Below are 23728 nucleotides of genomic sequence, written 5' to 3'. Positions count from 1 at the left end.
TGTTGTGTGAAGAGTTAGGGGTTGATCTCAGATTGCACAAGTTGAAAAGCTTGTACAATTTTTAGGAAATTTTTTGATTATACCTGGAAAAGTGCGATCGCTGATACATCTGTAGAGAGCAGAGGTGCAAGGGTGCTGAGGTGCGATTGTATGAGAATAAGGCTATTTTAGAAAAGGTGGTAAATCTACTTTAGATGAATGCTTTGCAGCTGCAGGTAACGTTGACACAACTTCTCGTGTTTGTTGTGTCATTAATTGCACTGTTGTTAGCAAATGAGTAAGTTCAAATAATCTTTCTGGGACAAGTCTTTCCAGCACTTCTTTAAGTTCAAGCGAAAGAGTCACACTTGCTAAGTATTGCTCTTTCCAATACTGAACAGCAGCTACATATTCACCAACTTGTTGCGATTGCTGGATAATTTGTTCTTGAAGTGCTACTGTTTGTTGCATGATTTGATGCGATCGCGCTTGTTGTAATTGCACTTGAGATTGCTGCTGTTGTACCAGTTGCTGTTGTAATTTGAGGATTGCTTGTTGTTGTACATTTGCTATCTCCTCGACGGCTGCTAGCTGCGCTTCTAGTAAATCCTGCGTTTTCAGCTTTCTTCTCAATTCTGCTAAGTACGTTAACGACTGTTCGAGGGCGCGTTCGAGTTGACTAATGCGCTCTAGTTGCTTTTGCTCAGTTTGATCGTCAGCATTACTTTGTCTAAATTTTGTCTTTTTTGTTGCGATCGCGCTGATGTTCTAAATTGCTGGTAGTATTTTGCTGCAACACGGATTGTTCCTAGAATTGAGCATCTGTACAGGTAGCTGGACTTAACGGCTGCTAATCGATGCAGATTGAGCGAGGTGATTTGATTTTAGTTAATGTACTCGCTTTGAGAAATGTGCAGATTATACATTTGAGTAAAAAAATTAGTCTGACCTTGAGTACTCAGCACAAAGATAAAATGTGTTAGTTGTGGTGTGTTAGGTCTAACACTGATAAATGCAAGACGATCGCACTGTGCAAGAAACCCGTGCTCTAATTTTGACAACCGCAGAAGCTCATCTCCGACGCTATGGCTATGCACGGACAACAGTTAGTGAGATTGCGCGTGCTTGTGGAATGTCCCATGCGAATGTTTACCGTTTTTTTAAGGCTAAAGCCGATATTATTGATGCTGTGATTGAGCAATGGTTGCGTCAAACAGAAATTGCACTACAAGCGATCGCCACTCAGCAAATACCAGCTGTTGCCAAGCTTAAAGCTTATGTTTTGGAGTTGTATCGGATCAAACGCCAAGAATGTGCTACCGAACAAGAACTTTTTGAAACATTCACTACCATCCTTCAAGAGCATCGCACCGTTGTTGCACAACACATTCAAGCTATCCGCGCTATTCTCAAAGAGATTCTCCGTAGCGGAGTACAGACAGGAGAATTGCAGATTATTGATCTCGAACGCGCCACTAATGCAGTTTGGGATGCAACATTGAAATTTCACCATCCGCTGCTTGTCGTAGATACTATCGATGAACCTAGCGAAGAACAAGCTCATACAATTCTTGACTTGCTAATTGTTGCCTTAAAAATGGGCTGTATTTAGGCTACTATGACAGATTTCAAGTTTTGTCACTTGTTATAAAGCTTACATCATGTTATCGTTCATTTAGTTGGTGACAGATTTCAAATTTTGTCACATGTTATAAGGAGCCACAATGAAAGTATTTGTGACTGGTGGTTCGGGGTTTGTCGGTCACTGTATGATTCAGATGTTGCGAGAACGTGGATATCAAGTTAAGGCGCTAGCTCGTTCAGAACAAGCAGCAAAATGGGTAAGTCATTTGGGCGCAGATGTGGTGCGTGGCGATCTACTCGATCAAGCAGTTATGACTGATGGAATGCGCGATTGCAAGATTGTCGTTCATGTTGCTGGCTTGCTGAGTACTTGGGGAAGCTATGAAACGTTTTATCAAGCTAATGTTGTCGGTACACAGCGGACTCTAGCTGCTGCTAAAACTGCCAAAGTTGAGAAATTTGTCCAAGTAGGCGCAAGTGCAAGTGTGATGAACCATAAACCTCTTGGTCATGCAGATGAAAATTTTCCACTACAACAGCCTACTTTCTCTCCGTATATTGCCACCAAGAGCTTGGCAGAGCAACAAGTCGTTGCTGCTAATCAACCAGGTTTTATGACAGCAGTTGTTCGCCCTGCTTGGATTTGGGGAACTGGAGATCGTGCTATCCCTCAATTGGCTCAAGCAGTACGGGCAGGTCAATTTATTTGGATTGATCGGGGCAATTATACATACACAACAACTCATGTAGCAAACGTATGTCATGGTGCAATTTTGGCAGCTGAGCGCAGTTCCGGCGGACAGGCATATTTTTTAGCAGATGACGATCTAGTGCAGTTTCGCGAGTGGGTAACAACACTGCTACAAATTGAAGGCGTAACACCAGAAAATCGCAGTATTCCTTATCGCTTAGCTTGGAAACTTGCTAGAATTGCGGAAACTTTTTGGCAAGTCACTCGCCGTCAGGATACGCCACCATTAACGCGAACAATGGTGCGGCTGATCGGTCAAGAATTAATATTGAGTGATCGCAAAGCACGTAGCGAACTAGGTTATACACCGATTGTCTCTCGTGTATCTGGGTTAGCAGAACTCGTGCGATCGCGCGATCAAATACTATCAACTTTGTCTTAGCTTTGAGGAGATTGATCGTGAAGCAGCTAACTACAAAGATTGAGATTAACGCTTCGGCAACCACTGTGTGGAATGTCTTAACTGACTTTGATGAGTATCCTCAATGGAACCCGTTTATTCGTTTTGCAAGTGGTGAGGTGAAAAAAGGGGCGCGGCTAGAAGTGCAACTGCAACGACCAGGAGGAAACATAATGACGTTTCGACCTACAGTTTTGGTTGCTGAACCAGAACGAGAATTTCGTTGGTTAGGACAGTTACTTTTATCAGGAATCTTTAATGGAGAGCATTATTTTCAAATTGAGCCATTGGGAAGCGATCGCATTCGATTTATTCACGGTGAAATATTTTCTGGAATACTTGTTCCTTTTTTAGCAAAAAGTTTGGATACCAAAACTAAAATTGGTTTTGAAAAGATGAATCAGGCGCTAAAAGCACGGGCAGAAATTTGATAGTTTATTTTGTTATTTTGCTATTTAGATTGTCAATCCTAGCGTGAAGAACGAGTGTAAACTGTCAGTGGTTGAGTACAGTAGCTTTTTATCCTGCTGTAGGTCGCGTTAATCTCGTCTCATAGTGAGTGATTCTGCGCTTTGGCTTACGACCTCAAACCCGAAACGCTCATAAAGCCGCAACGCCGGATTGTTTACTGAGACACTCAGCGAAATAGATGATTGTCCACAATCGGATGCAAATAAGTGAGTAAGTAATTGCGTACCTATACCTTGACTGCGATATTCAGGATAAACAGCAATGCTCAGTTCAGGCGTGCCATCATCCACATAACCATAACCTTTGTTCTCGCCTACTAGTAAGCGCAACCAGACCGCGCCGATAGGTTGATTTGTTACCTTATCGCTGGCGAGAAAGCCACAATCGCCTTCGCGTCCCCAACCTTGAACGTAACAAGTCAGTTCAGGAAGGTTAACCACATCACGCGGCAGCGCAGATTGTCCTTTGGGGATATAAAGTGCCTGATACAACATTTCCCACAGAAATGGCTCATCTTCTGACATGAGCGGTCGAATACTGTAGTTCACAACCATTAGTTTGCATCAAAGCTACGTGCGGCAGTCTAAGTATTTGTTTTAGTGATGATTAAGTGACCACCGCGATTCAATCGCAATCTGTGACTGTTGACAACTTTCTTCTAGATGTTTTTGTTGCGCAGCGGCTTTACGCAGGGTAATGATTAGCTGATTCACCTGTTCCCGCAAAGTTGGATTTTGACTCACTGCGGACATGGTTTGTTGCTCTAATAACTGCAATAGAAGTTCGTAGTGAATTGGAGAAGGAAGGGGAATTGTCTGCATAAAAACTGAATTTTGGATTTTGAAGCGCTCTTTTTTATGTATGCAGGTGTACTTTCATAGTCGAGAGCGCAACCGTTAATTACAGGGTGGTAAGGTGGTAAACAAAGCGGCGATCGCTGCTTGCGGATCGGGCTGTTTGACAAGGGATTCCCCAATTAGTACCGCTGCTGCACCTGCGGAGGATACTACTTCGAGGTCTGCTGGCGTATGCAGTCCTGACTCGCTGACAGCTAAGATATTGCGCGATCGCAATTCCTCTTTTCGTGCTTCTAGTAAAGTACAAGTTGTTTGTAAATCTACGGAAAAATCTGCGAGATTGCGATTATTTATACCAATTAATTGTACTCCATCAACAGCTAAAACGCGGTCTAGTTCTTCTAATGTATGAACTTCGACTAAGGCTATCATATGAAGCGCAGTTGCAATTTTGACAAAGTATTGTAAATCTTGATCGCTCAGAATTGCTGCAATTAACAGTACTGCATCCGCACCGCGAATACGCGCCATGTACATTTGGTACGGATAGATAATAAAATCTTTGCACAAAAGTGGTAAATCTACGGCACTACGAATTAAGGCAAGATTGTTAAAACTGCCTTGAAAGAACTTTTCATCAGTTAATACCGAAAGACAACTTGCGCCTCCTTGAGTATAAGATTGCGCAATCGCGACAGGATCGAAATCTTCGCGAAAAACACCTTTACTTGGTGAAGCTTTTTTGACTTCGGCAATGAGTGCAGGTGTTGTCTTTCCTTGACGTAATGCACCAATAAAATCACGAGTTGGTGATGCTGCAAGTGCTTTACGTTGAAGTTCGACTAAAGGAAGTTTTTCTCGTAGTTGCGCAACTTCAGTTTCTTTATGCCAGACAATCTTTTCTAAAATATTTTGTGGTTCAGCATTAGGAATAGCAACCTGATAGCGTAAGCTTCTTATATCAACCGATGTATTGGGTGACCGACGGCGAATTTGCATATGAACTAGGGGTGAGGGGCGAGGGGCGAGTGATTGGTGGCTAGTGACTAGGGATAGGGGTAATAGTTAAGATGCGATCGCGCGCTTATAGGCTTCGTCCAGTACTTCAGATAGTGTGGGGTGGGCGTGGACGAGATGGGCTAAGGAGTGGACAGATTGACGGTTGGCGATCGCCGCAGAAGCTTCATGAATTAAGTCCGAAGCGTGCATTCCCATGATGTGTACTCCGAGAACTTCACCAGTGTCTTTGCGATAGACAACTTTGGCGATACCGTCGGCTTCACCTTCAGCCAAGGCTTTGGAATTACCTTTGAAATAAGTTCGCACTGCACCCACTTCAAATCCTTGTTCTTTACCCAGATCTTTTGCTGCAGTTTCCGTCATTCCTACATAGCTAATTTCAGGGTGCGTAAACGCGGCAGCGGGGATACTGCGATAATCAATTTCTTGGTGTCGCCCGCAGATATTTTCGACTGCTGTGATACCTTGGGCAGAAGCTGCATGAGCTAACATCATTTTGCCGTTAGCATCACCAATCGCCCATAAATGCGGTACAGGTTCACCCGTAGATAATACTGCCATGCGATCGTCTACAGGAATAAAGTTACGACAATCAAGTTCGACACCAATAGATTCTAAGCCGAGGTTTTGCGTAACTGGGATGCGTCCGGTGGCAACTAAGCAAGCGTCTACTTCAATGACATCAACATCTTCTTTTGTTTTAAAGTTTGCTAGTTCAATCACTACAGGAGATCCAGGAATCACCCGCTTCGCGTAGATTCCCACATATGTTTCAATATCGCGGGGTGTAATTAAGATGCGTTCAGCTAGTTTAGCAATATCGCGGTCAAATCCTGGCATGAGTTGGTCTAGGGCTTCAATCATCGTGATTTCACAGCCTAGCGCAGAATAAACATCTGAAAACTCTAGCCCAATGTAGCCGCTACCAATAATTGCCACCCAGTCGGGAAGTGATTCTAGCTTGACACCTTGATCGCTTGTAAAGACCGTTTTGCCGTCTACTTCAATTCCTGGAGGGACAAAAGGGACAGAACCAGGAGAAAGGATAATATCTTTAGCTGTAACAATTTTTTCACCATTGTCGGTGGCGATTGTGACTTTCTGTTGTCCAGCTACTTTACCCCAGCCTCGAATAATATCAACGCCTAGACGTTTGAGGCTGTTTGTCAAGTCACCTTGAATTTTGCTGACTAAGTTGTTTGCATGATTGGCGATCGCGGCACGGTCAAACTCAACATTTCCAACCTGAATTCCCAAGGCTTTAAGATGATGAGCATTGCGTAATTCTCGCACGCGACCGGCAGCAGCAAGTAGTGCTTTTGAAGGAATACAACCTCGATTGACACAAGTTCCACCCATATCTGCTGCTTCCACAATCGCGGTTTTCAATCCACAACTAACCGCGTGTAAAGCAGCACCATGTCCGCCAACTCCAGCGCCAATAATGACTAAATCGTAATCAAATTCCTGACTCACCGCAGGTCTCCTGTACTGGTGTGCGTTACTCTAACTTATTCTCAACTTGACCGAGCAATCTATGCAAGTCCTTATTCCTGAGGGAGTGCTTCTGAATAATTTTATAGTGAATGCAACCAGAGAGACTATGAAATCGAACGCGTTGAATGTGGGCAGGCAAGATATATCACTCAGAGGTCAGGAGTAAAATCTAGTTGGGGCAGCATTCGTCGTTGCGTGCGGAGGTTGGGGATGCGATCTCAGACTTTACAAGATCGTGGAAAGCTAATTTCTGAACTGCAAGGTAAAATTTTTCAGTCAAAATAGTAGCCCTTATTAAAAAGAAGGGGTTTAAGACCCCTCCTTTTTATCTTTACTTGTGTTCTGAGTATCTACTTTGCGAGTATCTTACTGCTGCCTCTGATGGCACGATTTTGTACCCTAACATGTGATGGTCTCTGGCGACTTGTTCGGCTCTATCTCTGCTTTGATACATTAACGTGTAATGCAGATGACCATGCCATTCTCCATAGACTCGGTTTTCATCATCTAATATCGAAAAGTGATTAGGCATCGTTACTTACTCCATTTGCAATAACGCCTATATTCTTTAAATTATCGTCTGCAAATGAACTGATGGCGGTAAATAATTATCAATGTATTTTGAAATTAATTGAAGATTGTATTCAATTAATAAATGAATTATTAAGTAAGTTATACAATAATTTCAAAAAGTTTATTTTTACCTCTTAAGCTTAGCGAAATTCGCCACTCAATAAAACAGTTTACTTCTATGGAATAGTTACTAAAAGTCTTGTCTTAGTGCATGCAGCTACATTTTAGTGGAGATTTGTAAGCCATGTATGAGATCTAGTGGTTTTGGTTTAGCGACTCCGTAACCTTGGGCATAATCAACTGCAAGTACTCTCAATTTTTCTTGAATTGCTTCATTCTCAACAAACTCAGCAATTGTTTTGAGTTGCATCACAGTAGCAATACGGCTAATAGCTTCTACCATACTGTAAGCGATCGCGTCTTCGACTATATCTTTAATCAAAGAGCCGTCAATTTTGAGATAATCTACTGGTAAGTTTTTCAAATAGGCAAATGAAGACATCCCACTACCAAAATCATCTAAGGCAAAGTAGCAGCCAATTGTTTTTAGTTTGCGAATGAATGACGCAGCTTTATTTAAATTGGCGATCGCCAGTGTTTCAGTAATTTCAAAGCAAATCCTTGATGGGAGAATTTGATAATATGTAAATTGTGCTTGAACAAAATCAATAAAACTTTCGTCATTAATACTTGCTCCTGAAAGATTTACTGCATAAATTGTGCGATCGCTGTCAGTTTGTAACTGAGCCAAATAAGCAAACAGCGTAGAAATTACCCAGCGATCAATGAGATGCATTAAGTTATAGCGCTCAGCCGCTGGAATGAATGCCATTGGCAGTACAATTTGATCGTTCTCATCTTTTAAGCGCAATAAAATTTCACCGTGTTGTTGATTACTTGTATCTGTTAAAGAGGCAATCTCTTGATAGTACAAACAAAAGCGGTTGTCTTCTAGTGCTTTGGGAATGTGTGAAACCCATTGCATTTCACCTCGTTGCTGGGCTATTTCAAGATCGTTAGGTTGATAGATATTGATTCGATTACGCCCTTTATTCTTAGCAGCATAACAAGCTGCGTCCGCAGCACTCAACACGCTAGCTAAATTGGGAGTATCTGCATTAATGACAACGATTCCGATACTTGTAGTAACTGAAAAAATTCTTTCTTTCCATATAAAGGGAAATTCGCTAACTTGCTGTCTTAGTGCTTCCGCAATTCTTATAGCTTGTTCTAAAGAACATTGATAAAAGATAATGCCAAATTCGTCACCTCCTAAACGCGCCAACATATCAGTTTTGCGTAATCTGTTTTGAAATAAAACACTGACTTGGCATAATAGGCGATCGCCAGCAAAATGACCGCAGGTATCATTAATAATTTTGAACTGATCTAAATCTAAGTAGCATAGTGCATGCTGCGTACCTTCAGTTTTTGCACTTTCTAATACATTTGCCAAGCGTTGCTCAAATTCTCGGCGGTTGACAAGTTCGGTTAAAGAATCGTGACTAGCTTGCCAAGACAAACGTTTTTCGCTTTCCCTTAGTGCGTTCTCAACTTTCTTGCGTTCAGTGATATTTCGCACCACAATACAATAAGTATCTTTTTCGTTGTATAAAATTTGAGTTGCACTTGCTTCAACATCAATTAAAGAAGTATCTTCACACAGATATTTGTATTCTCGCGTGAAGTTATAGTCTTTTGCTGAAATTTGCTCTAGATCAGCATTAATAAGGTCGCGATCGCCAACAACAATATCATAAAGTGTCAGTTGTAAAATCTCTAGATCAGAATAACCGAGTAAGTTTTGCAAAGCAATATTTGCCTCCAGCAAAACTTTAGTTTCCGCATCAATTAGAAATACTCCCTCAGAAGCTTGAGCAACAACAGCACGATAGCGTTCCTCTTGTTCTTGTCGCTCAAATCGTAAAAAGATTAGTCGTTCTAGTAACGGTAACGTAACTCCAGTAAAAACTAATCCAATTGATACTAATAAAAGCAAAAGATAAGATAGGCTAGTTATGCCTTGTTGGTAGATAATTCTGGGAGTTTCTACTTTTAAAAGTGCAACAGGTTTAGCTTCTACATCTGTTAAGAGAGTATAGCCTGCAACGATGCGATCGCAAATTGGACGTACAAAAATCCTATGATTTTTTAAGGACAGTTCAGATAGTGCTGTTTGAAAATCTGGTGGTAATGTTTGATTAAGACTTCGTATTGTGATACTCAAGCGGCTTTTTGTCGCTAACGTTGCAACTTTTGTTTTGTCGAGATAGCGCCCAAAAACTAATGTTCCTCGAATTGGTTTTTCACCTCTACTATTGACAATAGGGCGCGAGGCTATGAGCATAGGACCTTGAGGTAAAGCAATGACTCCTATTAAACTACTGTTAACTTTAGAGTGTTGTACTAAATTTTTATTGTTAATGATATAGTGTTCTAATGATACAGGGATAGATGTTTTTTGATTTTTCTCTACATCGAATCCCACACTATAAATAATTTGATTCTTGTTATTTAGAAAGACTGCTGCATTAATTTGTAAATACTGCAGTGAGTCTAAAGTTATATTAAGATTAATGTAATCTTGATTTCTATCTTGTGCAAATCGATAAGTATCGTCCCATATTGCCCAATCTGCCAAGCGTAAACTAAACTCTTCTTGTGTTTGGGCAAAAGCATCTAAAAATCCCTCAACGTTTCGGTATGTTTCTTCGATTTCAACTTTTTCTAGACTGCTGAGCAAAACAGTGGAAGCAGTAGTATATAAAATGGCTACTAGAGAAGTAATTGCACCACCAAATAACAGTCTTGTTTTCCACCGCAAGCCACAAGATTTACTTGTAGCAGAGGCAAACCAACTTTTTTTGATATTTTTTCGCTGCGCTTCTGTTTTATTGTGACAATTGTTCTGTTGAGGTGAGATCACTTCTGTTGTCTGAGAACGCCAGCGGCTTGAGGACATATTCCAACCTCAATCTTTCCATTCTATGAGTTCGCAAGATAAAGATTTGCTGTTTTTATTGTTCCCGTAGAATGACTGACGCAAGCTACTAATAAGTATTTTTTATAAAAAAAGCACAGTCGATAGCGTTTGCTATTTCTTATTGGTTAACAGTTAGTTGACTCAGCTTTTACGGAACACATCTATCTTACTTGTATACGTAAAAATAGAAAAATCTGTATCAGATAAGAGATATTTTTTACTAAAGTATCAAAAATCTAACTAATGAGGGATGTAAATTTTACTTTATTCTGTCTTTCTAAGTAAAGCGAGGTAATGTCAAGGAGAAGCAAATGAGTGTTGAAAATCGGGCAGAAGCAGTTGCTAAGAATGTAGAAGGAAAGCTTCAAGAGGCTATGAGTGAAATTACAGGCAATACTAAAGATAAAGCAGAAGGTCAAGCAAAGCAAGAGGAAGCTGCAACAATGCACGCGATTGAAGATGCTAAAGATGCAATGAAGGATACAATTGACAAAGTATAAGTTTCACAAAAAAATGCCATCCAGCAAGCGTTTGTTTGCTGGTTTTGTTTTTTAATTAAGATTTAAAGGTTGCAAGCGATCGCCAACGGCTACTATACCGCTTGTAATGACTTTGGCAAGAACTCCTGTCTGCCTGTGATGAAAGTGTTGTTGTAATAGCGAAAGTAGCGGTAAATCTTGCTCTCCTGTCTTAGGATTTACATCAATATTTAAACAGCGATTTATAGGGGCAGTAATTTCGATTTGTACAGAACCTAACTGGAATACTTGTCCTATCCAATCAAACTCTGCCCATGCTGGTATACCCTTAAAGACAATATTAGGTCGAAAGCGTTGTATATCAACTGGTTGTCTAGCAATATTGCTTAATTGATCTAACGTTGTTTGATTAATTAGGGATATGTGTGCTGTGTGGCGATCGGGGTAACGAGTTTTTCCATCGTTTTCACCAACTAGCCGTAATGGCGATTTTAACTCGGTTGCAAGATAATTCGTAAAAAATACACTAATTAAGTTACGTTCCTCAGAATTTGTTTTGGCGATAAGTAACTCTTTACCTTTGTGTTTAATCGTTAATAATTCAGTTTTAAAATCGTAGTAACAATCCAAAGCTGCTAATCTAGGTAGATCGCATTGCATTGCAAAGTTGCGCTTTTGCATCCACGGGACAACATTAGAGTTGGATGATGCAGAAGTATCGTACATCAAAGCAAAAGCGCGATCGCCTAATATTCCATGTCCTGCTTGCAAGGTAACTTGGGTTTCGGCTTGCGGTGTTAGCCCTTTAACAGGATGAACGAATAACTGTGTAATAATACTTGACATTTTTTTTTACAAATCTTTATGTTTAGAATCAATCTACGTTTTTGTCTAGATCTCTATCTCGCTACTCTTAACAGAGTACTGCTAAACCGTGTAAGCTTAATTTCGACTTCAAGAACTACAGTGGAGGGTCTAAATGAAGCGATCGTGGTTGCAAAGAATTAAACTGCGGCAGATTGTTACTGTTTTTCTCGTAGCCTTGGCTTTTATGGTGAGTACAGCCGTGCAAGTACAAGCTGAACCAGTTACACCAGAGGCTACTGCGTACCAAGTTGACCGAGTAGATAGTCAGGGACGTCCTAAAGCCGAAAAACTTAGAGAAGAAACTGAAAAAGCAGAAAGGCTTTTAGAAAAAGAAGGCTACAAACCAGCAACTAAAACAGCAGCTGAAAAGGCACAAGATCAGAATAAAGGAGTTTTTGAAAATATCAAGGATAAACTTAACCTTGATGAACCGATTGATCCTGGGACAAAACAAGCTGCTGAGCAAATTAAAGAAGCTGTCACCGGAGATTAATCAAGCTATTTGTGGTTAAATTGTAGGTTTTTATATATTTTATCTTGGTAGTAGTAAGCTGAATTAATTCAGAGCTACTACCTTATTTTTTAGTGGTGTTCGTGTAGAGTTGGTAATAGAAGTTTATAAATAGTTATCTATTGCTGCTATGTTGTTAACAGTTGAATAAATTGTTATGAAAATTAATTTAAATCAGCTAATTAATCAACTTACTGAATCAACATCAATTGAGCTAGCAAAAAATATTAAATTTCAGGCGATCGCCACTCCCTTAACTGCACAAGCAATTACTACAGCTTATGTTCATCAAGGTAACAGCGATCAACCAATTTTACTTTTGCATGGCTTTGATAGTTCTGTGTTAGAATTTCGTCGTTTACTACCGTTATTAGCAGCTAAAAATAACACTTGGGCAGTCGATTTATTAGGTTTTGGCTTTACTGAACGCGCCAATCTTACTTTCAGTCCAAGTGCGATTAAAACACATTTATATTATTTCTGGAGAACTTTAATTAATCAACCAGTAATTTTAGTTGGGGCGTCGATGGGAGGGGCAGCCGCGATTGATTTTACACTAACTTATCCAGAGGTTGTGCAAAAATTAGTACTAATAGATAGTGCAGGGTTTAGTGCCGGTTCTGCAATGGGAAAACTCATGTTTCCACCACTTGATCGATTGGCGACAGAGTTTTTACGCAACCCGCGAGTACGCAATAGTATTAGTCGTGCTGCGTATAAAAATAAAAGTTTAGCTTCAGTTGATGCTCAATTATGTGCTGCATTGCATTTAAATGTGCCTGGATGGAATCAAGCTTTAATTGCTTTTACAAAAAGTGGTGGTTACACATCTTTTAAAGACAAGTTGGCGCAAATTCAGCAACCAACGTTGATTTTATGGGGAGAAGACGATCGCATTTTAGGAATCAAAGATGCTAATCAGTTTCAACAAGCGATCGCACATAGTAAACTTATTTGGATTAAAGACTGCGGTCATGTACCACATCTTGAACAACCCCAGATTACTGCTGAACACATTCTAAACTTTATAACTGAGCAAAGGAATTGAAATAATGCTATGGAAGAATTATTTACACTCAAAGAATTGCTATTACAAGGTGATGTTAAAGGAGCATTAGCAATTGTTGAAGAGCTTGAAGAAATGAGTCGCGATGACAAAATTAGTGCAATCAGTAGTTATGCAGTCATCCTTTTGCTTCATCTTATCAAACAACACGCCGAAAAGCGTTCTACGCGCTCGTGGGAAGTTTCAATTCGTAATTCAATTCGGATGATCCAAAAAAAGAATAAACGTCGCCAAGCAGGTGGTTATTACTTACCACCAGAAGATTTACGTATTGCTTTAGAAGAAGCTTATCCAGCAGCAATAGATTGCGCTGCTTTAGAAGTTGCAGAAGGACGCTATCAACCGGATGAATTAGCAAAAATAGTTAATCAAGAAGAGATTCTACAGCAAGCAATGACACTCATCTTAGCTCAAGATTTATGATTTATTGCTGAATAGATTGACAATAGTTGCTAACAATTTAGCAGGTTCAACGGGTTTTGCTAAATGTCGATTAAATCCAGCGGCGATCGCTGCTTGTTGATCGGTTTCGCCAGCATAAGCAGTTAAGGCGATCGCAAGTATTGATCCTCCCTGTTCAATTGGTAAGGTTCTAATTTGCCGCATTAATGTGTAGCCATCTATGTTGGGCATTCCGATATCACTAATGAGAATCTGATAGGCTTGTGGTAACTGTTCTAAGACTTCACTTGCTGATGCAGCAGCAGTAACTTGCGCTCCATATTGTTCTAAAGTTACAACAAGTAACTCGCGCATATCCGCTTCGTCATCTACAATTAATGCTCGTATTCCCAATAGTGGGAGATCAGAGTCATTGTCATGCGTGTTATTACCTAAGGTTGCATTTCCTACATCTGCTTCTGGTAGCGGTAGCGTGACGCTAAATGTTGCGCCTTTACCTTCGCCTTGACTATCGGCTTTGACTGAACCACCATGCAGTTCAGCTAAATGACGTACAATAGCAAGTCCTAACCCTAGTCCACCAAATTTTCGCGTAATGCTGCTATCAGCTTGACGGAAATAATCAAATACATGGGGGAGAAATTCAGGTGCAATTCCTTTACCAGTATCGCTGATTTGAATTTGCACACATCTTTGTGAGTTTTGAGTTGTAGAATTCCCCAATTCATAATTCAAACCTGAGAACACATAATCCAGCTTGACTTCAACGCGCCCACCATTGGGGGTAAACTTGACTGCATTTGTGAGGAGATTCCAAATAATTTGCTGCAACCGCGCTGCATCTCCCGTAATTTGGAACTCTCGATCGCGTGCCGATGCCATGATGAAGTGTAAGTTAATCGCTTTCGCCTCCGCCGCGAGTCGTACAGTTTCGAGTGCGGCTTCTACAATTGTGACTAAGTTAACTTGCGTGATGTTTAAGCTCAGCTTACCGCGTAAGATTCGCGAGATATCTAGTAAGTCTTCAATCAGGCGTGTTTGTAATTGTGCATTGCGCTCGATTGTTTGTAAAGCTTTGCGCGTTGTCTCTTCATCAAATTTTCGACTGAGAAGAAGTTTTGCCCAACCTAAAATTGGATTGAGTGGCGATCGCAACTCGTGTGATAGTACTGCTAGAAACTCATCTTTAATTCGGTTCGCTGCTTCAGCTTGCGATCTTGCGGTTCGTTCGCGTTCTACGGCGCGATCGCGTTCTTCTAAGGCAATTTTTTGATCGTGAATATCAGTACACGAACCAAACCAGCGAATAATTTGTCCACTCTGATCGCGTAAAGGAAATGCCCTGCCTAAAAACCAGCGGTATTCTCCATCAAAGCGACGAAACCGATATTCAATTTCATAATTTTTCCCTGTACACAGCGACTCACTCCAGACTTCCCAACTGCGTTGTCGATCCTCAGGATGCAAAACGTGATTCCAGCCAGTCCCTTTGGTTTCCTCTAACGTTAATCCGGTATAATCGTACCAGCGCTGGTTGTAATATTCGTGGTAGCCATCAGGTAGCGTTGTCCAGAACAACTGTGGCATTGTATCTGCTAGCATCCGGTAATTCAGTTCACTTTCGCGTAACGCAACTTCTGTATGTTTGCGATCGCTAATATCAAGATTGACGCCAATCATCCGAACTGCTTGCCCACAATCATCATAAAAGAAGCGACTTTTAGCAGCGATCCAGCGCATTTCCCCAGTTTGAGCGTGAAAAATCCGAAAATCTCCTTGCCACTCTTCACTGCGAGTCTGCATCTTCTCTTGCAAACTTTGCTCAATTCGCGCTAAGTCCTCTGGGTGAACTTGTTGTCGCCAGTGTTCGTAAGTACCGCCAAAGCTACTAGGAGTTAACCCATACAGAATTTCTAGCTGTTGCGTCCAAACAATATCTCCTGTCATTATGTCCCAAACAAAAGCACCAATGTGCCCTGCTTGTTGGGAAAGTTGCAACCAATCTTGACTTTTCGCTAAGGATTCTTCAGCTTGACGACGTTCGGTCACATCGCGACTGACAACGAGTACTGATTCAACTGAACTGTCAGGTGCAAATTCTGGAATAAATATCGAGTAGAAATGCCACGTTCTAGATGCGTAGGAGAAGTTAAACTCTAAAACTTGTTGATGACCTGTTGTCAAAACTTCTGTAATCAGATTCTCCCACGTCTTAGTGTATGTTTCTGGCATCCCTATTTCTGCATTTGTTTTACCAATGAATTGGTTTGTGGGAATCCCGACAATTCGTTCAGCAGCGGGACTGATATAAAGATAGCGAAAGTCCTTACTGTAACGGCAAATTACATCGGGAGTATTCGATAAAATTGTTGTTAGCTGTCTTTCTCGTTCTTTGAGTTCAGTAGCTTGTTGCTTGCGCTGTGTAATTTCCTGAACAACAATATTGATACCAAGAATATGGTTATCGCGATCGCGTAGTGGGTAGTAACTCACTAACCAATCGCGCTCGATTCCTGGTTGCGCTGGGGTAGTACCATGTAGTTCCATATCTAAAATAGGTACTCCAGTTTGAATCACTTGTGCAAACAACTGTGCTTGCAATTCACCTAGTTCAGGTAAGAGTTCCTCAATAGATTTACCGATGTGTTCTGCTGCTGGGATACCATTAATTTCGGCTAAGCGATCGTTGACGCGCACATAACGCAAGTCAGTATCTAAGAAACATAATCCAATCGGTGCGGAGGTATAAATTGCTTCAATTTCTCCGATTTGTCGTCGTACCGTTTCCTCATTTTGCTTGCGTTCATCAATATTTTGGAGGATCGCCATCCCTGCAACAATTTCCTGCTGTTCGTTACACACAGGTACAGTATGTATGGTGTAAGCATGACCGCAACAAATCATTTCAGTCACAATTTCTTGTCCTGTAAGTGTTGCGCGGTACAGTGACTCAACTTCTGCACTAAATTCTGATGGTAATGCTTCCCAAATGGTTTTTCCTGCCAAGCTATCTTGGGTAAAGCCCATGCTGGCTATTTCTTGACCCTCGCATAGCTCGTAACGCAAATCATGGTTAAATAAGAAGACAGCAGATTTGGGAAGATTGCGTGCTAAGGTGCGATAGAGTGCCGTATCTGTGGTGGAATTATTCGCCGCTTCGCGGGCGATTGCGTAAATTAATCCTGTCTTTACTTCAAAACGGACAGTCCACTCTAAGAGTTTATACGAACCATCGTGACAGCGGTAGCGATTCTCACAGGATGCTGTGCCATCACTTATTTGACTTTGAGCGATCGCTGCAAGTGTTTTATCTTGATCTTCAGGATGAACCAAGTCTATAAACTTCTGCTGCTGTAATTGGGCAGCTAAATATCCTAATGTCTTACCAAAAGCTGGATTTACCTTCTTCAACGTACCATCCCAGCTAATGACACACAGTAAATCTGTAGAAAGTTCAAAGAAAATAGCTGTATCTACAGCTACAGAACTATCCTGTTGAATTTCTTGATTTTGCTGTGTTGATTGGACAGGCTGCATTCTGCCAAATTGTCCTTTTAATTAAAACGGTACATAGTATAGCGATCTTAAATCATTATCTCTTTTTTAGGTATTTTATGGTTTGTTCCTAAAAACTTCACAATTTAAATAAGTTGGCGATACATTTTTCTATTAGCTTCACTTATATACCGCTATAAAAAATGCCAAATTAAAGGATAATGATACGGCTTATGTATGTTTTTTACGGCATATATAGTAGCAATAAGTGGCATGATAAAGCTGATAATAGCAAGTAGGTAAAGTAGGAAAATACCAATCCCTTCTACTAAAATAAGTATCGAACTGATGACAGCACAAATAATGATATTGATTGCAAAGTTAATTGCTTCTTTGGCATTTCCACGCACAATTTCATCATCCGTAACCAACAAGATAATGATGGGTACGAGAACTGGAAATACAACAATGTTAAGACTCAACGAACCGTGGCTTAATCCAGACAGGAGTTTTCTTTTATCTGTGTCATTCATGATAGCTATTGAGAATTTTCATATTTAAGCTACTCATTTTTTAGGATATTTGTTCAGATAAATGCTGTTCTAATCGTTCTAATAAAGTATTAACATCAATTGCTAATTGTGCGTAACAAATAGGTGGTGTAGGTTTAGGCTCATAATGAATTATTTTGATTTGTTCGCTGCCAATACCAATAATTAAAACCTCTTTTTCTGGTTGGTGGTTATCAACAATACCTAAAATCTCTTGAATTTGATTTTCCACATTATCATTTAAAGTTTCAATTGCCGATTTTGGACAATACACAAAGTGCGGTTGTGGCTTTAGATTAATTCCTAAAGTTCCTTGACGATCGCCATTTTCTAGCCATAATCCCCAAGACAAAGCTGCAAGTTCTTGTTGATTTACCTTGGCAAATTGATCTAACTGACGTTGCCAAGTATTTTCTTGAGAATGAGGTTGAGGGCTACCAAAAAACATAAGCAATGCAAAATTTAAAGACTGGTAATTAAGATCAAATCTGGTTAGTTATTGATGATACAAGTGACTAGTGACTAGCAACTAACCACTAGCAACGTTTAAACCTGATTGTACCCGCCAAAGGCTGGCATAAATTCCTTGTTTGGCGATGAGTTGTTCGTGGGTTCCTTTTTCAACTAACTTACCGTATTCCATAACGTAAATACAATCGGCATTACGCACAGTAGATAGCCGATGCGCGATCGCAATCGTTGTGCGATTTAGCGTAATTTTTTCTAGCGATCGCTGAATAGCGGCTTCAGTTTCATTATCTACCGCAGAAGTGGCTTCATCTAAAATCAAAATCGGAGGATTTTTTAAAACAGCGCGGGCGATCGCAATTCTTTGTCGCTGTCCCCCAGACAACTTTTGCCCGCGTTCGCCAACGATTGTATCGTAGTCTTGAGGAAGCTGCATGATAAACTCATGTGCTTCGGCAATGGTAGCAGCGTGGATAATTTCTGCTGGTGTTGCGTCAAAACTTCCGTAGGCGATATTTTCTGCAACTGTCCCGTGAAACAAAAAGACATCTTGGCTAACTAAACCAATCGCGCGACGCAAATCGTTAAATTTTAAATCGCGTAACTCAATGCCATCAAGTGTAATGCTACCTGATTGCACTTCATACAACCGCAACAACAGTTTTACTAGAGTACTCTTACCCGAACCTGTAGAACCGACAATCGCGATCGTTTTTCCTGCAGGAACATATAACGATAAATTTTCAATGACAGGATCGCGCCCATTGTAAGCAAAAGTGACATTGTGCAATTCAATTTCACCTCGTACCTTCTCCACAGGAAGCGCCACGTCTCCAGTATGGATTGCAACTGGAGTATCAAGCAAATTCATCACGCGACTGGTTGAAGCCATAGCGCGTTGATACTGGTCAAACGTTTCGCCTAATCGAGTTAAAGGCCATAATAACCGCTGAATCAGGAACACCAACACGCTGTAAGTTCCTACAGTAATTCTACCTTCCACTGCTGCCAAACCACCATAGAGTAATAACGCGGTAAAGCCAGCAAGAATAATCATCCGAATTAACGGCACAAACGCCGCAGAAAGTGCGATCGCCTTCCGATTACTTTGACGATAAGCTGCACTTTCCTCACGTACCCGTTGGGCTTCGTAGTCTTCTGCTACAAAACTTTTGATTGTCAACATTCCTGACAAATTATTTGCCAGACGCGAATTTAGAAAACCCACCTTCTCACGTACATCAGCATAACGTGGTGCTAACAATCGTTGAAATGCCACCGAACCCCAAAGAATAAATGGCATCGGAAGCATTGCCATCCAAGCCACACTCGGAGCCATAATAAAAAAAGCACCTGCAATCACAACAACTGTCGTTGTCACTTGAATTAAGTCATTCGCGCCAACATCCAGAAATCGTTCTAGTTGGTTGATATCATCACTCAAGATTGACATCAAACCACCTGTACTGCGTTCCTCAAAATAAGCTAATTCTAATTCTTGTAAATGTTGATAAGCATCTAAACGTAAATCATGTTGAATTGTTTGAGCTAAATTCCGCCATTGTCGGGAGTGAGCGTATTCAAAAACTGACTCGAAGATCCAAACAATAACAGTTAAAATAGAAAGAATAACAAACTGTGTATAAATATCTTGTACGCCCCAACGCGCAATCACTGAATTCTGTTGGTTTACAACGACATCAACCGCAACACCAATCAAAGCAGGTGGTGCTAAATCAAATACTTTATTCAACACTGAATACAGCGATGCCAACCAAATTTGACCGCGATATTGACGACTATAGGCGAGTAAGCGATTCAGAGGATATTTATGACGGCGATAATTTTTTTGATACCTATGTTTTGACACTAAATCACCTTTCTAGGATAAAGATCGGTCAATTACTTTTCTAATTTTTCTCTGTATTAGTAGCTGCAAAAATTATTTACTACTTTTTTTAAAAAGAACTACATTAATCATTAACTTATCTCTTTTTTTTGCTTAGAGGATGTTTGAGAAGTGTTGAAGATGCTGAATTTGCCTCCTAAATCCATGCCACTTGCTACAACGGGGGACACTCCCGCAATGCAGTGGTTCTCCACCAGTGAGGGACTTCAACTTCAGAACTCCCCAAAATTGGAGGGCAGAGGGGCAGTTTAGACAACTGTTTATCTCTTTTCAGACATCCTCTTAATTCTATGTTGTCTGCGTAAATTAATTTTTTATTATAAAATCAATAAAAGAATCAAGAACACAAAAAATCATGCTAACGATTGATTCTTAATAGAGTCTAGTAATCCCACAATTGTCATGTCTTCTAAAGTGCATTTCCTACTCAAAAATGTCATCATTCTTGCTATACGGTGCTAATGGTTACACCGGAGAACTCATTGCACGCTTAGCAGTACAAAAAGGGCTATCTCCGATCCTTGCAGGGCGTAGTTCCCAAAAAATAGCAACATTAGCAACAGAACTAGGACTAGAGTATCGTATATTCACTCTAAATAATCCTCCTGCTATTGATGAGGCTTTAGCTGACGTACCAGCTGTTCTAAACTGTGCAGGTCCTTTTTCACAAACGACAAAGTCACTAGTTGCCGGATGCTTGCGCACAAAGACGCATTATTTAGATATTACTGGAGAAGTTGCAGTCTTTGAGGCGATCGCTGCACAGAATGCTTCAGCCCAAGCCGCAGGTATTATGCTGCTTCCTGGCGTAGGTTTTGATGTTGTTCCTTCTGATTGTCTCGCCGCACATCTCAAAGCCCGCCTTCCCACCGCAACACAACTAACTCTTGCCTTTCAAGCATTAGGTAGAATTTCACGCGGAACAGCGACTACAATGGTCGAAGCCCAAGGTAAGGGAGGTTTCGTACGACATAGTGGAGTTCTAACTTCTGTTCCCCCAGCTTGGAAAACACGTCCAATTGATTTTGGACAAGGTGCAGTGACTGCCGTAACGATTCCCTGGGGAGACGTGTCCACAGCTTTTTACACTACAGGTATTCCTAACATTGAAGTTTACGCCGCCTTTCCCGCATTGATACGTATGGGAATGGTTGCAACGCGCTATATTGGTGGATTATTGAGCTTACCACCAGTACAAAACTTGCAAAAGCGTTTGATTCAAAAGCAGTTACCAGGACCAACAGAGACAGAACGCACTCAAGGCAAAAGTCTACTCTGGGGAGAAGTCGTAGATGATTCTGGAAAAACTGCGATATCGCGCTTGCAATGTCCTGAAGGTTACACCTTAACAATAATGACAGCAGTAGAAATTGTTTCAAGAGTACTTGCAGGACAATTTCATCCTGGATTTCAAACACCATCGTTAGTTTATGGTGCAGATTTCATCTTAGATTTTGATGGGGTTGTGCGCGAAGATTTAATCTAAGCTGCTATGTAAATTTATTCTTCAACTTATCAAATACTCGCTGTATTCTTAGTTGTGCTACGCGGATACTTGTTAAGTCTTGAATATTACCAGGTAAATTCTTGCAATTAAAGAAGTCGTTAATCTCGTATAAAATGACCTGCAAGCGGTTAAGAATATTCTGAGTTCGATACTCTGTAAAGAATGATTCGGGTAGTATGATTGCTTCTGGTTTTTCTATTATTCTTAAAATTCGTTTAACATCATAATCTCGCGCATACCCAGCAATTTTATAGCAATTAAAACCTGGATCTAAATAATCGGAAAGCCCGCCATTGATACTAGAAAAAACTTGACAGCCACATGCCATTGCTTCGAGGGGTTGCAATCCAAAGCCTTCACTAACTCCCTGCATTCCCCAATACTCAGCCGAGTCATAAAGATAAACTTTAGCTCGATTAAATAACTTTGCTAAATCTTCAATATAAGAATCGACAACAACGACATTACACTGCTGTTTTAAAGCTGGAATTAATTCTTGCAGAAGGTATTTTGAAGATTTTCGTGCTTGTACTAATACATCAATATCGCGCTCTATCTTTAAATCTCTAAACTCATCAGATATTTGATTGGGTAAATAATAAATTAATGAATTTGGCGCATATTGTCCCCAGTAACCCATTGTATTCCGGCTAACAGTAATAATTGGAATGCTTGCCGGTAATTTAAATCCATAACCCGTACTATGAGCATGATAAATAACATGATAAGGCTCTAGCTTGTTAGCAAGTTGCGGAATATCAAAGCCCCAACTAATCACAAAAATCACATCATCTAAGTTCTCGTCGTGTAATAAATCATCCAAAAACAGCGTATCTTTTTCTTTCTGTCGATACGTGACAACATCTGCACGACACACCTGCTTTACCAGATGCAAGGTTTTTAATTCTGCCCAAAGTCCTCCACACGCAAATTTACCACCCGTTCCAGGAACCAAAAAATAAAGCTTTCTCATATCTTTCCCTCGCCCCTCACTCCTCACCCCTTATTAGAGATAATTGGCAGTAAGCTATTCTACGGTATTCAAGGCGATTCTACATGGCAACGATTAACGATAACTATCTCAAACTCAAAGCAGGCTACTTATTTCCAGAAATTGCCCGACGGGTAAATGCCTTTGCTGACGCGAACCCAGAGGCAAATATTATTCGACTTGGGATTGGGGATGTCACCGAACCATTACCACAAGCGTGTCGCACTGCAATGATCGCAGCTGTTGAAGAAATGGGCGATCGCGCAACATTTAAAGGCTATGGTCCCGAACAAGGTTATGCTTGGTTAAGAGAAAAAATCGCCACTCATGATTTTCAAGCACGCGGATGCGATGTTGATGCTTCAGAAATCTTCATCTCTGACGGTTCTAAGTGCGATACAGGTAATATTCTTGATATTTTTGGTAACGATAATGCGATCGCCGTTACCGACCCCGTTTATCCTGTGTATGTAGATACCAATGTCATGGCAGGACATACAGGTGAAATTAACGACAAAGGCGAATATGCAGGTTTAGTTTATCTCCCAATCACCGCAGAAAATCATTTTACTGCCAAGATTCCCACTGAGAAAGTTGATTTAATTTATTTGTGCTTTCCCAATAACCCGACAGGTGCAACAGCTAGCAAAGAACACCTCAAAGCATGGGTAGACTATGCCAAAGCGCATAACTCAATTATCTTCTTTGATGCCGCCTACGAAGCTTATATTACCGATCCCGAACTACCGCATTCAATTTACGAAATTGAAGGGGCGCGAGATTGTGCGATCGAATTTCGTTCTTTCTCTAAAAATGCGGGTTTTACCGGAACTCGTTGTGCATTAACTGTTGTACCTAAATCTCTCACCGCCAAAGCTGCAGATGGTTCTGATGTGGAATTGTGGAAACTGTGGAACCGCCGCCAATCAACAAAGTTCAATGGTGTTTCTTATATCGTGCAACGCGGTGCGGAAGCTGTTTATTCTGACGAAGGACAAGCCCAAATTAAAGCCCTGGTAAGCTTTTATCTCGAAAATGCCAAAATCATCCGCGAACAACTCACCGCTGCTGGAATTGCTGTATATGGTGGTGTAAATGCACCGTATGTTTGGGTACAAACGCCGAATAATCTTTCAAGTTGGGATTTCTTCGATAAATTACTGCATACTTGCCATGTTGTTGGAACTCCTGGTTCAGGTTTTGGTGCAGCAGGCGAAGGTTATTTCCGCATTTCTGCTTTTAATAGTCGCGAAAATGTTGAAGCAGCAATGAAGCGAATTACCGAGAAATTCAAAGTCTAAGACTTCTCGCTTTTAAAATGACGATTAGGGTAGACAGATCTACCCTATCCGCTGAGATAACTACCATCAATTCTTATTCTTTATTAACTTCTAGAAGCTCATTATTGGCAAGATAAGGAGACATCA

General features: G+C 40.7%; 22 protein-coding genes. 9 read left to right on the top strand and 13 right to left on the bottom strand.

Annotated features, from left to right (window positions below; translation table 11 throughout):
• Positions 1-162 precede the first annotated feature (162 nt).
• Positions 163-612, bottom strand: coding sequence for a hypothetical protein (locus IQ230_RS12765; protein WP_193932360.1), 450 nt, complete (start codon positions 610-612; stop codon positions 163-165).
• Positions 613-991: 379 nt separating this feature from the next.
• On the opposite strand from IQ230_RS12765, the gene IQ230_RS12760 reads away from it, so the two are divergent.
• The 3 genes from IQ230_RS12760 to IQ230_RS12750 all read left to right on the top strand — a co-directional run bounded on the left by IQ230_RS12760 (position 992) and on the right by IQ230_RS12750 (position 3145).
• Positions 992-1591, top strand: coding sequence for a TetR/AcrR family transcriptional regulator (locus IQ230_RS12760; protein WP_193932359.1), 600 nt, complete (start codon positions 992-994; stop codon positions 1589-1591).
• 112 nt (positions 1592-1703) lie between these two features.
• Complete coding sequence (locus IQ230_RS12755) at positions 1704-2696, top strand: NAD-dependent epimerase/dehydratase family protein (RefSeq protein ID WP_193932358.1); 993 nt, start codon at positions 1704-1706, stop codon at positions 2694-2696.
• Between the two features lie 17 nt (positions 2697-2713).
• The gene (locus IQ230_RS12750; RefSeq protein WP_193932357.1) at positions 2714-3145 is read left to right on the top strand and encodes an SRPBCC family protein; all 432 of its coding nucleotides are present in this window, start codon (positions 2714-2716) and stop codon (positions 3143-3145) included.
• A 108-nt stretch (positions 3146-3253) separates the two neighbouring features.
• Here the strand turns inward: IQ230_RS12750 and IQ230_RS12745 are convergent, their stop codons facing one another.
• The 6 genes from IQ230_RS12745 to IQ230_RS12720 form a co-directional block, all read right to left on the bottom strand.
• A complete protein-coding gene (locus IQ230_RS12745) occupies positions 3254-3733 on the bottom strand; it encodes a GNAT family N-acetyltransferase (protein WP_322742402.1) in 480 nt (159 codons plus the stop codon).
• A gap of 48 nt (positions 3734-3781) precedes the next feature.
• Complete coding sequence (locus tag IQ230_RS12740; protein WP_193932356.1) at positions 3782-4006, bottom strand: DUF5340 domain-containing protein; 225 nt, start codon at positions 4004-4006, stop codon at positions 3782-3784.
• 75 nt (positions 4007-4081) lie between these two features.
• A complete protein-coding gene (gene trpC / locus IQ230_RS12735; protein ID WP_193932355.1) occupies positions 4082-4981 on the bottom strand; it encodes an indole-3-glycerol phosphate synthase TrpC in 900 nt (299 codons plus the stop codon).
• Positions 4982-5047: 66 nt separating this feature from the next.
• Positions 5048-6478 carry a dihydrolipoyl dehydrogenase gene (lpdA, locus tag IQ230_RS12730; protein ID WP_193932354.1) on the bottom strand — a complete coding sequence of 477 codons (1431 nt, stop codon included), beginning with the start codon at positions 6476-6478 and terminating at the stop codon, positions 5048-5050.
• Positions 6479-6830: 352 nt separating this feature from the next.
• Positions 6831-7031, bottom strand: a complete 201-nt coding sequence (locus IQ230_RS12725; RefSeq protein ID WP_143755498.1) for a hypothetical protein — start codon at positions 7029-7031, stop codon at positions 6831-6833.
• Positions 7032-7289: 258 nt separating this feature from the next.
• On the bottom strand, positions 7290-10034 hold the full coding sequence (locus tag IQ230_RS12720) for an EAL domain-containing protein (RefSeq protein ID WP_193932353.1): 2745 nt from the start codon (positions 10032-10034) through the stop codon (positions 7290-7292).
• A gap of 332 nt (positions 10035-10366) precedes the next feature.
• Between IQ230_RS12720 and IQ230_RS12715 the strand changes: the two genes are divergently transcribed.
• Positions 10367-10555: a CsbD family protein gene (locus IQ230_RS12715; RefSeq protein WP_193932352.1), complete on the top strand. Its 189-nt coding sequence runs from the start codon at positions 10367-10369 to the stop codon at positions 10553-10555.
• Between the two features lie 51 nt (positions 10556-10606).
• Here IQ230_RS12715 and IQ230_RS12710 read toward each other — a convergent pair whose 3' ends face one another.
• Positions 10607-11380, bottom strand: a complete 774-nt coding sequence (locus IQ230_RS12710; RefSeq protein WP_193932351.1) for an MOSC domain-containing protein — start codon at positions 11378-11380, stop codon at positions 10607-10609.
• A 133-nt stretch (positions 11381-11513) separates the two neighbouring features.
• Here IQ230_RS12710 and IQ230_RS12705 point away from each other — a divergent pair, with 133 nt between their 5' ends.
• The 3 genes from IQ230_RS12705 (at position 11514) to IQ230_RS12695 (ending at position 13401) form a co-directional block, all read left to right on the top strand.
• Positions 11514-11894: a hypothetical protein gene (locus IQ230_RS12705; protein ID WP_193932350.1), complete on the top strand. Its 381-nt coding sequence runs from the start codon at positions 11514-11516 to the stop codon at positions 11892-11894.
• 175 nt (positions 11895-12069) lie between these two features.
• Positions 12070-12960 carry an alpha/beta fold hydrolase gene (locus tag IQ230_RS12700; protein ID WP_193932349.1) on the top strand — a complete coding sequence of 297 codons (891 nt, stop codon included), beginning with the start codon at positions 12070-12072 and terminating at the stop codon, positions 12958-12960.
• A gap of 9 nt (positions 12961-12969) precedes the next feature.
• On the top strand, positions 12970-13401 hold the full coding sequence (locus IQ230_RS12695) for a DUF29 family protein (RefSeq protein ID WP_193932348.1): 432 nt from the start codon (positions 12970-12972) through the stop codon (positions 13399-13401).
• Here the strand turns inward: IQ230_RS12695 and IQ230_RS12690 are convergent.
• The 4 genes from IQ230_RS12690 to IQ230_RS12675 all read right to left on the bottom strand — a co-directional run bounded on the left by IQ230_RS12690 (position 13396) and on the right by IQ230_RS12675 (position 19764).
• Positions 13396-16917 (bottom strand): PAS domain S-box protein, encoded by a 3522-nt coding sequence (locus IQ230_RS12690; RefSeq protein WP_193932347.1) that lies wholly within the window; start codon positions 16915-16917, stop codon positions 13396-13398. The two genes, IQ230_RS12695 and IQ230_RS12690, sit on opposite strands and share 6 nt — an antisense overlap.
• A gap of 152 nt (positions 16918-17069) precedes the next feature.
• Entirely contained in the window at positions 17070-17408 is a 339-nt protein-coding gene (locus IQ230_RS12685) for a DUF4870 domain-containing protein (RefSeq protein WP_193932346.1), read from the bottom strand.
• A gap of 40 nt (positions 17409-17448) precedes the next feature.
• Entirely contained in the window at positions 17449-17874 is a 426-nt protein-coding gene (ccmS, locus tag IQ230_RS12680; RefSeq protein ID WP_193932345.1) for a beta-carboxysome assembly chaperone CcmS, read from the bottom strand.
• An 81-nt stretch (positions 17875-17955) separates the two neighbouring features.
• Positions 17956-19764, bottom strand: coding sequence for an ABC transporter ATP-binding protein (locus tag IQ230_RS12675; RefSeq protein ID WP_193932344.1), 1809 nt, complete (start codon positions 19762-19764; stop codon positions 17956-17958).
• 472 nt (positions 19765-20236) lie between these two features.
• On the opposite strand from IQ230_RS12675, the gene IQ230_RS12670 reads away from it, so the two are divergent.
• Positions 20237-21289: a saccharopine dehydrogenase family protein gene (locus IQ230_RS12670; protein ID WP_193932343.1), complete on the top strand. Its 1053-nt coding sequence runs from the start codon at positions 20237-20239 to the stop codon at positions 21287-21289.
• A 4-nt stretch (positions 21290-21293) separates the two neighbouring features.
• Here the strand turns inward: IQ230_RS12670 and IQ230_RS12665 are convergent, their stop codons facing one another.
• Entirely contained in the window at positions 21294-22283 is a 990-nt protein-coding gene (locus IQ230_RS12665; protein ID WP_193932342.1) for a glycosyltransferase, read from the bottom strand.
• Between the two features lie 83 nt (positions 22284-22366).
• Here IQ230_RS12665 and IQ230_RS12660 point away from each other — a divergent pair, with 83 nt between their 5' ends.
• Positions 22367-23602: an LL-diaminopimelate aminotransferase gene (locus IQ230_RS12660; protein WP_193932341.1), complete on the top strand. Its 1236-nt coding sequence runs from the start codon at positions 22367-22369 to the stop codon at positions 23600-23602.
• The last annotated feature ends 126 nt before the right edge of the window (positions 23603-23728 follow it).

The sequence above is a fragment of the Gloeocapsopsis crepidinum LEGE 06123 genome (assembly GCF_015207655.1).
Classification (GTDB): domain Bacteria; phylum Cyanobacteriota; class Cyanobacteriia; order Cyanobacteriales; family Chroococcidiopsidaceae; genus Gloeocapsopsis; species Gloeocapsopsis crepidinum.
Note: the sequence above shows the minus strand (reverse complement) of the source record. Positions and strands in the feature narration are given on the sequence as shown.

Bases quoted from the DNA above. Each gene is read 5' to 3' on its own strand.
- IQ230_RS12665 (WP_193932342.1), bottom strand. From the start codon at position 22,283: ATGAGAAAGCTTTATTTTTTGGTTCCTGGAACGGGTGGTAAATTTGCG.
- trpC (WP_193932355.1), bottom strand. From the start codon at position 4,981: ATGCAAATTCGCCGTCGGTCACCCAATACATCGGTTGATATAAGAAGC.
- IQ230_RS12660 (WP_193932341.1), top strand. From the start codon at position 22,367: ATGGCAACGATTAACGATAACTATCTCAAACTCAAAGCAGGCTACTTA.
- IQ230_RS12755 (WP_193932358.1), top strand. From the start codon at position 1,704: ATGAAAGTATTTGTGACTGGTGGTTCGGGGTTTGTCGGTCACTGTATG.
- IQ230_RS12725 (WP_143755498.1), bottom strand. From the start codon at position 7,031: ATGCCTAATCACTTTTCGATATTAGATGATGAAAACCGAGTCTATGGA.
- IQ230_RS12715 (WP_193932352.1), top strand. From the start codon at position 10,367: ATGAGTGTTGAAAATCGGGCAGAAGCAGTTGCTAAGAATGTAGAAGGA.
- IQ230_RS12740 (WP_193932356.1), bottom strand. From the start codon at position 4,006: ATGCAGACAATTCCCCTTCCTTCTCCAATTCACTACGAACTTCTATTG.
- IQ230_RS12710 (WP_193932351.1), bottom strand. From the start codon at position 11,380: ATGTCAAGTATTATTACACAGTTATTCGTTCATCCTGTTAAAGGGCTA.
- IQ230_RS12690 (WP_193932347.1), bottom strand. From the start codon at position 16,917: ATGCAGCCTGTCCAATCAACACAGCAAAATCAAGAAATTCAACAGGAT.
- IQ230_RS12670 (WP_193932343.1), top strand. From the start codon at position 20,237: ATGTCATCATTCTTGCTATACGGTGCTAATGGTTACACCGGAGAACTC.
- IQ230_RS12720 (WP_193932353.1), bottom strand. From the start codon at position 10,034: ATGTCCTCAAGCCGCTGGCGTTCTCAGACAACAGAAGTGATCTCACCT.
- IQ230_RS12705 (WP_193932350.1), top strand. From the start codon at position 11,514: ATGAAGCGATCGTGGTTGCAAAGAATTAAACTGCGGCAGATTGTTACT.
- IQ230_RS12760 (WP_193932359.1), top strand. From the start codon at position 992: ATGCAAGACGATCGCACTGTGCAAGAAACCCGTGCTCTAATTTTGACA.
- IQ230_RS12695 (WP_193932348.1), top strand. From the start codon at position 12,970: ATGGAAGAATTATTTACACTCAAAGAATTGCTATTACAAGGTGATGTT.
- IQ230_RS12685 (WP_193932346.1), bottom strand. From the start codon at position 17,408: ATGAATGACACAGATAAAAGAAAACTCCTGTCTGGATTAAGCCACGGT.
- IQ230_RS12700 (WP_193932349.1), top strand. From the start codon at position 12,070: ATGAAAATTAATTTAAATCAGCTAATTAATCAACTTACTGAATCAACA.
- ccmS (WP_193932345.1), bottom strand. From the start codon at position 17,874: ATGTTTTTTGGTAGCCCTCAACCTCATTCTCAAGAAAATACTTGGCAA.